Genomic DNA, 7539 nt, shown 5'->3' with positions numbered 1-7539 from the left:
TGGGAGCAGGGAGCAGGGAGCGGGGAGCAGGGAGCAGGGAGCAGGGAGCAGGGAGCAGGGAGCAGGGAGCAGGGAGCAGGGAGCAGGGAGCAGGGAGCAGGGAGCAGGGAAGAGGGAAGAGGGAAGAGGAACCCACCCCTAACCCCTCCCAGGAAGGGAAGTGAGGGAAGAGGGCAAAAATAATGTGTACCTCATAGCTACGATAAACGCTATATTAATCGCGCTCGTAACACCAATGATGTAGACATATTATTATATCAGTAGTAGGGTGGGCAAATGGACATGACACAAAGATGAAATTGCCTTTCCCTACATAATTTGCCCACCCTACTGTAAGCAACTTTAGTCTGGGGCGTTAGGGTCTGGTAACTTATTGCCGTTGTATGGAGGTTTACATTACATGAAAAAGCCCGGCTTGTGGATTGGAATGGCTATCATTATCTGCACATATATCTGGCAGCACTACGTTTACGTAGTAAATCAAGAAAGGAACGAACCCATCATCAAGAAGCAAAGTGACCATGAATGAATAACCGAAAATCGGAGAAGAAGCGGTGCAAGGGTCGATGCTCTTGGCTCGAAAGCATTATCGATGGCGGACGGGGCAAAGTGCGATCGCTCTTTTAGTAGGGTGGGCAAAGGTCGATGATTGGTGATCAAATGGTTAATGGTTGATAATTTGCCCACCCTACGCCACTGAGTGCGATCGCACTATAATCTTTGATTTAGCGGTGGGAGGATGTCAAAGTGCTACAATTTCGATCAATACGGTTTCGCAAAAATAACCCATGACTAAATTAATCCAAGAAACCTTTGAGCAGATCGCACAGCTTTCGGAAGAACAACAAAACGCCCTAGCCATTTTTTTACAAAAACACCTCGCGCTTATTTTGCAGCAAGCTGAAAGAGAGAAACGAATTGAAGAGAATACTTATACAATTAACGACTTCAATGAAGAGACCCAACAAGCGATTATAAATATTGAAGAACAAAAAAACTTGACCGTTTGTGCCAATAAAGAATCTCTCTACAATGAACTGGGGATTTAATGCTATCACCTGTTTTTGAAAACCGCTTTAAGAAAGACGTCAAACGGCTACAGAAGCGTGGCAAAAATATGGAAAAGCTTAAATCAGTTATTGATAAATTATTAGAGAGAAAAGAACTAGAACCCAAATACAAAGATCATGCCTTAACAGGAAATTGGAGTGGATACCGAGATTGTCATATCGAACCAGACTGGATTTTAATCTACAAAACCTCAGAAACCAATCTTTTTCTGGTTCGTTCCGGTTCCCATGCAGATTTATTCTAAATGATCATGAATTTGGAAGTGCGATCGCTCTTGTAGGGTGGGCAAATGGACATGATTCGAGATCAAATGGTATTAATATGATTATTTGCCCACCCTACGCCACTGAGTGCGATCGCACTGATGAAATTGCCAAGCTATCAGAATTTGCCGACCCTACCCTACGGAATGCTCGCTTTACCCCCTACTTCATTCGTTATCCTCCGCCAACACTTTAAATACCACAGGTCCTGTGATGCAAGGGAGCAAGAGTAATGGCAAAAGACTTATTTCATGATGTTGTCAAAAATGCCTTAATTAAAGATGGTTGGCAAATTACCGATGATCCGTTTTTTTTGAAAGTAGGCGGAGTAGAATTTTTTATTGATCTGGGTGCCGAAAAGCTAATAGCGGCAGAAAGAAATGGTCAGCGGAAGGCAGTGGTAAATCAAAAGTTTTATTAATCCCTCCTCAATTACAGACTTCCACCTTGCCATTGGTCAATTCATTAACTATCGAGTAGCGTTAAAGGTAAAAGATCCAGAACGACAATTATTTATGGCGGTTCCCGATACGACCTACCGAAGGTTTTTTCAGAAGGAATTTCCTCAAATGGTTATTCAAGATTACCAACTGAAACTATTAAGTTATGACATTGATAATGAGGTAATTGTATCATGGAAAACCTAGAAAAGCTTCAAAATTATCGCAGTATAATCAAGCAACTACTGAATCAATATGCCAGTTACAAACCCTCTCATGGTGACATGGAAATTCATAACATTTTTGATACGGAAAACGACCATTATCAAGTAATGGCCATCGGCTGGGACAAGAAAGAAAGAGTTTATGGCTGTTCAGTTCATTTACAGATTAAAAATAGCAAGATCTGGATTCAGAATAACAATACTGAATGGGATATTGGTCAAGATCTGGTTAATATGAACGTTCCCAAAAATGATATTGTTATTGGGTTTCAGCCACCTTCTATGCGCCAATACTCAGGCTATGGCACAAAGTAAGCATTCAGTAGCGTGGCCGTAGGCCAATCGCTGATCTTGTTTGGTGGGCAAATGGTCTTGGGTTCGAGATGAAATTGCCTTCGGTTTAGTATTTGCCCACCCTACCCGCTCCGAATGCGATCGCACTTCCGTTTAGTTGTTTGGTGGGCAAATGGTCTTGGGTTAGAGATGAAATTGCCTTCCGTTTTAGTATTTGCCCACCCTACCCGCTCCGAATGCGATCGCACTTCCGTTTAGAATTTGCCCACCCTACACCACAATCAGTGGATTTTGATAAAATAGTGCGATCGCTCTTGTAGTTGGGTGGGCATTGGTCGATGATAACTGATCAATTGGTCAAACCTTGTACATTTGCCCACCAAACCCCAAGGCGAGCAGTAGGGTGGGCATTGGTCGATGATAACTGATCAATTGGTCAAACCTTGTACATTTGCCCACCAAACCCCAAGCATCTGAAGGCGAGCAGCCATTCCCCATTACCCATTACCCATTACCTATTACCTATTACCTATTACCTATTACCTATTACCTATCTCCAAAGTAAAAAACCTACCCCTGTGAGCCCCACACTCTTCCCCTGTTCCCTTTTAAAAACTTCTGATGACTTGGATTATTACACCGCTACAGAAAATCTGGAATGCCATCTCTAAGGTATTTACCGCCAAGCTATTTGAATTTGGTGACCAAGCCTTTTCTCTGAGTTTCTTAGGCAAATTCCTGTTTTTATGTATCATCGCTATTATTATCTCCCGTACCATCAAAGCCCTGATTAAACATTGGTTACTGAGCCGTTTCAGGATGGATCGGGGTACTCGCGAAGCCCTCGCTTCTATTATCGGTTACATTCTAACCATCTTAGGGTTTTTAATCGTTCTGCAAACGTCGGGGATTAACCTAAGTTCCTTAGCCATCTTTGCTGGTGCTCTCGGTATTGGCTTTGGAATTGGACTACAAGATCTAGCTAGCAATTTTATCAGTGGTCTGACTATCCTGCTAGATCAACCGATTAAAGTGGGAGACTATATAGAAATAGATAATCTGTCAGGAACTGTGGAAAAAATATCGATTCGCTCTACAGTAGTACGAACCATCCACAACGTTTGTGTGATTATTCCGAATAACAGTTTTGTCCAAAATAATGTCATAAACTGGAGCTACCAAGACCCGACGAGTCGTCTCCAAATTCCCATGAACTTTCCCGATGAATTGGATTCCCTTGTCGTCACAGAGCTGCTGTTAGCGGCTGCCCGCCAAGAACCCCGCGTTTTATCCTCTCCCTCTCCCCAGGTTTGGTTCAAGGGCTATGGAGAGGAAGGAATGGATTTTGAGCTTTTGGTTTGGATCGATCAACCAGCAGAGATCGAAGCAATTAAAAGCGCTTTGTATTATCTGATTGATACGGAATTGCGATCGCGCCAAATCGAACCCGGCCGCCCTGAGCTAAGCTTGCGTATGCACAATCCAGAAACCTTAGTGTCCCTGTTTCGACAATTACAAACCCCCGGGGTGACTAATGGCTCCTCCTCAATCCACAACCAATCAGCTCCAGACAAACCCAAACCCAAGTCTGAATCCCCTTATACCTGGAAGCTGGCGGATCTATTGCGGCAAGTAAGTTATTTTCAAAACTGTAGCGATATGGAACTGCGACATATCATTGAGGAGGGCTATCGGAAAACTCTCCCAGCTGACCAAACCATCTGTCGGGAAAACGATCCAGGGGACTCATTTTATATTATCCTATCTGGAACAGTGGAAGTGTTCGTGGAATCCATTGGAAAACGAGTCGCTACCCGTAAGTCTGGGGAGTTTATCGGGGAGATGTCTCTGCTGATGGGTACTCCCCGTACTGCTACTCTTCGTACCCTAGAAGAGACAATGCTGTTTGTGGTGGATCGAGACAATTTACAAAGTCTATTGGCTAAGCACGAAGCATTAGCTGACCGAATTTCTGAAGAATTATCCAAACGTCAAGAGACATTGGAACGCTTAGGAATAACCGTCAGTTCCACAGAGCAAGACGAAACTCCTTTCGCCGCAGTTCGCAAACGTATTAAATCAATTTTTGGTATTTAAAACCGATAGTTATCATGAATCAACGTAATCAGGATAATCAGTATCTATCACACCCCTCAATTGATGAGTCAGATCAGCTTCCTAGCTCCTTTGTGGAAGCAGTCACTAGGGTGAAAACCTTTGCTCTGTTGGAAATGGAAAAAGAAACGGAGCGAAAACAGCTTTACTATCATACTTGTGACCATGTTAATGGAGTTCAGCGTAGAGCTGATCGGATTTTCCAAGCCATCAGACCCGATTGGGAAGCCGGTCTGGACAATGATATAGCACCAGACTATCTGAGCAGAATCAAACAGTTAATCGATCTGTGCGCCATTGCTCACGATATGGTGCAAGAGTTTCTCCCTCAAATCCAACCCCATACGTCTAGACGGCGAGAAAGTGGTGTGAGCGAAGCTGCTACAATTACTAAGCTTTTGGATTACATCAAAAATCAGAATGAATGGATAAGTAAGCAAACTCCTAACCATCTGACCTTGTTTACCAATTCAGATTTACAAATCATTACAGAAGCGATTAACGCTACCATTTGTTGGTATGATACTTCAGACAATACAATTTACCAACCTGACCTCTACTCTTATGATAAAAACCTATCTCTGGTAGCTCGGATTATTGCTTTGGCTGATTTAGGCACTTTGGGAATGGAAGGGATTGAAGCATTTAACGAGGAAGGCAGTCTGCTATTTCTAGAAGAAAATCCTGATATTATCCCCATAATTTTGAATCAAGATATTCCTGATTCCCAAGCTATCGATAAACAAACTATTTATGAAAATCTTAGACAACGGCTGCTGAAAAGGACTCGCTTTCAAGTCAATTTTGCTAAGGGACGAATGGCTAGATTTGCTCGTGAACTTAAAGGGTTTACCGCCGAAGCAATTTCGGTTTTAACCCATGATGTTTTTAAGTATTTGAATCCAGCCATAATTAAAGCTATTGAATTCTCAACTCCTACCGCTAATGACACCAATTTTGAGGAATTGATTGAGTTTTTCCAGCTCGATAAGTATCTGAAAAATTAGGTGATATCAGCTTAAAATCAAGAGCAAAAATGCAATCAATGATAGTGTTGCCGAATCACCTAAAAACTCCTAAAATCGATTAAACATGATGGGAGCAGGTCAAATTTCCCGAACAAATGAACTACTTGACAAAACAACAAAAATCCTGTTATGGAGCCGGTCTTAGTTGCCGAACAGATGAACTATGTACCATTAGAGCAAGCAATTACCCATGAGGGGGCTATAGATAATGTACAAATATTAGGCATAAGTGACATGCTCCCCCTATTACCTATTACCCATTACCTATTACCCATTACCTATTACCCATCACCCATTACCCATTACCCATTACCCATTACCTATTACCTATTACCTATTACCTATTACCTATCTCCAAACTAAAAAACCTACCCTTGTCAGCTACTCCCTACTCCCTACTCCCTACTCCCTACTCCCATTAATCCAGATAGCTTACTTCTTGGTAAACCGCCAAACTCCATCCCAATCCTGTGGCACCCCTTGGGCCATCAACTGATTAATTCGCTCCATATATAAGGCAGCGGTCTTATCCAAAGGATTCACCATTAACACGTGATTAAAATATTCTAAAGCCTTGTCAAATCCTTGAGTGCGATAACACTCTAAACCTTGTTCAAATTCCAGTTGCGTTTTTAACTTCAATTCCCTAACTGCCTCCGTCTCACCATCCAGCACTTCATAGATGGCAAGGGGTTCATTTCTACCTTTAACAATTGCTCGATCTAGAAACCGAATTTGATAGTGATTTGGATTGCTCAATTTCTCTAAGGTTTGCTGGGAAATTAAGAAAGAAACCCCATAGAACTTGGTCAAGCCTTCCAAACGAGCGGTCAAGTTAACATTATCAGAAAAAGCATCCCCCTGCATTCGGAATGTCTCTCCAACCATCCCCACCATCATGTGACCATAGTGGATACCAATCCCTACTTGAATCGGTAAATAACCGTTGGCTTCACGCTTTTGATTGTATTGGTGGACTTTTTTGAGCTTGGCAATTCCAGCACAGACAGCATTATCAGCGCCATCAGGGAAAATTGCCATCATGCCATCCCCAAGAAATTTGACAATAAAGCCATCGTGATTGCGAATTTCAGGACTAACACGCTTAAGATAGGCATTGACGAAGTCAAAGTTTTCCTTTGGTGTCATACTCTCAGAAATGGTAGTAAAGGAGCGAATATCACTGAACATCACCGCCATTTCTTTACTAACGTGGTCGCCTAATTGGACATGAATCACATTGTCTTTGTGCAGAAAATTCAGATATTCAAATGGGAAAAACCGAGCAAAGGAATTTTTTAGGGTTTCCAGAGTTTCATTGGCTTGAGTCAATTCTTGCTCACGGGCTTTTACCGTTTGAACCATTTGCCGGAAAACCCGTGCTAGTCGTCCTAACTCGTCGCTCCGAGCAGCTACTTCCTCCAGATTTTCAGGCTCAAAGGTATCATTTTCCACAGCGGCGGCTGCTACTGTTACCTTTTCTACCTGTTTTATATACTTTGACTGGCGCAGATTTTCAGCTTTAAGCTGCTCTTCAGCTTCGGTTCGTTTCAGGAAGTTAAGATAGGCTTTGGAATGGTAACGAATCCGAGCAATTAGTTCTACCCGATCTGGCAGTTTTACTAAGTAATCATTTGCTCCAAATCCAAAGGCTTTGGCTTTAATTACTGGTTCTTCTTTACTTGAGAGTACAATCAGGGGAATAGGTCTAGTCGGCGAATCCTTAGAGCGCAGAAAACGCACTAACAACAAGCCATCCATCTCCGGCATGACCAAGTCTTGTAGAATGACCGTTGGTTGGTACTCCTTAGCTACTTTTAAGGTTTGAGTTGGATCCTGACAATAGCGGAAGATAATATCCTTTTCCGGAGCCAACATGCGGCGGATGGCTTCGCCGATCATGGGCTGATCATCGATAAGTAGGACTTTAATCGGCTCTTGGGTCACCATTTTATTTGTAATGTCCTTGTCCAGCTTTGGGATACTCTTAAACCGGGATTATTAGGACAAGTCCCTACAAATCGGTTAAGGTAAATTTTATTGTTGCCCAAGTGAGGAGTGGTCAAGCAGCAATCGGAGTTAAGCCTCCCACTCATCTATTTGG

The 7539-nt window shown here is 42.6% G+C and carries 9 protein-coding genes and 1 pseudogene; 9 read left to right on the top strand and 1 reads right to left on the bottom strand.

Annotation, left to right across the window (positions count from 1 at the left end; genetic code table 11):
• The first annotated feature begins 788 nt into the window (after positions 1–788).
• The 9 genes and pseudogenes from F6K63_RS35950 to F6K63_RS35910 all read left to right on the top strand — a co-directional run bounded on the left by F6K63_RS35950 (position 789) and on the right by F6K63_RS35910 (position 5798).
• A complete protein-coding gene (locus F6K63_RS35950) occupies positions 789–1049 on the top strand; it encodes a hypothetical protein (RefSeq protein ID WP_044494174.1) in 261 nt (86 codons plus the stop codon).
• Entirely contained in the window at positions 1049–1315 is a 267-nt protein-coding gene (locus F6K63_RS35945) for a type II toxin-antitoxin system RelE/ParE family toxin (protein ID WP_008187578.1), read from the top strand. The genes F6K63_RS35950 and F6K63_RS35945 overlap by 1 nt, the downstream gene beginning before the upstream one ends.
• Positions 1316–1392: 77 nt before the next feature.
• Entirely contained in the window at positions 1393–1530 is a 138-nt protein-coding gene (locus F6K63_RS35940; RefSeq protein WP_287314881.1) for a hypothetical protein, read from the top strand.
• 36 nt (positions 1531–1566) lie between these two features.
• Positions 1567–1981, top strand: a pseudogene (locus F6K63_RS38190) (XisH family protein).
• The gene (locus F6K63_RS35930; RefSeq protein ID WP_287266739.1) at positions 1969–2313 is read left to right on the top strand and encodes a XisI protein; all 345 of its coding nucleotides are present in this window, start codon (positions 1969–1971) and stop codon (positions 2311–2313) included. The pseudogene F6K63_RS38190 and the gene F6K63_RS35930 overlap by 13 nt, the downstream one beginning before the upstream one ends.
• A gap of 92 nt (positions 2314–2405) precedes the next feature.
• Positions 2406–2612, top strand: coding sequence for a hypothetical protein (locus F6K63_RS35925; RefSeq protein WP_287314879.1), 207 nt, complete (start codon positions 2406–2408; stop codon positions 2610–2612).
• A 301-nt stretch (positions 2613–2913) separates the two neighbouring features.
• Entirely contained in the window at positions 2914–4389 is a 1476-nt protein-coding gene (locus F6K63_RS35920; protein ID WP_287314878.1) for a mechanosensitive ion channel domain-containing protein, read from the top strand.
• Between the two features lie 14 nt (positions 4390–4403).
• A complete protein-coding gene (locus F6K63_RS35915; RefSeq protein WP_287314876.1) occupies positions 4404–5414 on the top strand; it encodes a hypothetical protein in 1011 nt (336 codons plus the stop codon).
• A gap of 150 nt (positions 5415–5564) precedes the next feature.
• Positions 5565–5798 (top strand): hypothetical protein, encoded by a 234-nt coding sequence (locus F6K63_RS35910; protein WP_287314874.1) that lies wholly within the window; start codon positions 5565–5567, stop codon positions 5796–5798.
• A 69-nt stretch (positions 5799–5867) separates the two neighbouring features.
• On the opposite strand, the gene F6K63_RS35905 is transcribed toward F6K63_RS35910, so the two are convergent.
• Positions 5868–7385, bottom strand: coding sequence for a response regulator (locus tag F6K63_RS35905; protein WP_008187565.1), 1518 nt, complete (start codon positions 7383–7385; stop codon positions 5868–5870).
• Positions 7386–7539 lie beyond the last annotated feature (154 nt).

It is taken from the genome of Moorena sp. SIO1G6, from assembly GCF_010672795.1.
GTDB lineage: Bacteria > Cyanobacteriota > Cyanobacteriia > Cyanobacteriales > Coleofasciculaceae > Moorena > Moorena producens.
Note: the sequence above shows the minus strand (reverse complement) of the source record. Positions and strands in the feature narration are given on the sequence as shown.

Bases quoted from the DNA above. Each gene is read 5' to 3' on its own strand.
- F6K63_RS35930 (WP_287266739.1), top strand. From the start codon at position 1,969: ATGGAAAACCTAGAAAAGCTTCAAAATTATCGCAGTATAATCAAGCAA.
- F6K63_RS35950 (WP_044494174.1), top strand. From the start codon at position 789: ATGACTAAATTAATCCAAGAAACCTTTGAGCAGATCGCACAGCTTTCG.
- F6K63_RS35940 (WP_287314881.1), top strand. From the start codon at position 1,393: ATGATTATTTGCCCACCCTACGCCACTGAGTGCGATCGCACTGATGAA.
- F6K63_RS35905 (WP_008187565.1), bottom strand. From the start codon at position 7,385: ATGGTGACCCAAGAGCCGATTAAAGTCCTACTTATCGATGATCAGCCC.
- F6K63_RS35915 (WP_287314876.1), top strand. From the start codon at position 4,404: ATGAATCAACGTAATCAGGATAATCAGTATCTATCACACCCCTCAATT.
- F6K63_RS35920 (WP_287314878.1), top strand. From the start codon at position 2,914: ATGACTTGGATTATTACACCGCTACAGAAAATCTGGAATGCCATCTCT.
- F6K63_RS35910 (WP_287314874.1), top strand. From the start codon at position 5,565: ATGGAGCCGGTCTTAGTTGCCGAACAGATGAACTATGTACCATTAGAG.
- F6K63_RS35945 (WP_008187578.1), top strand. From the start codon at position 1,049: ATGCTATCACCTGTTTTTGAAAACCGCTTTAAGAAAGACGTCAAACGG.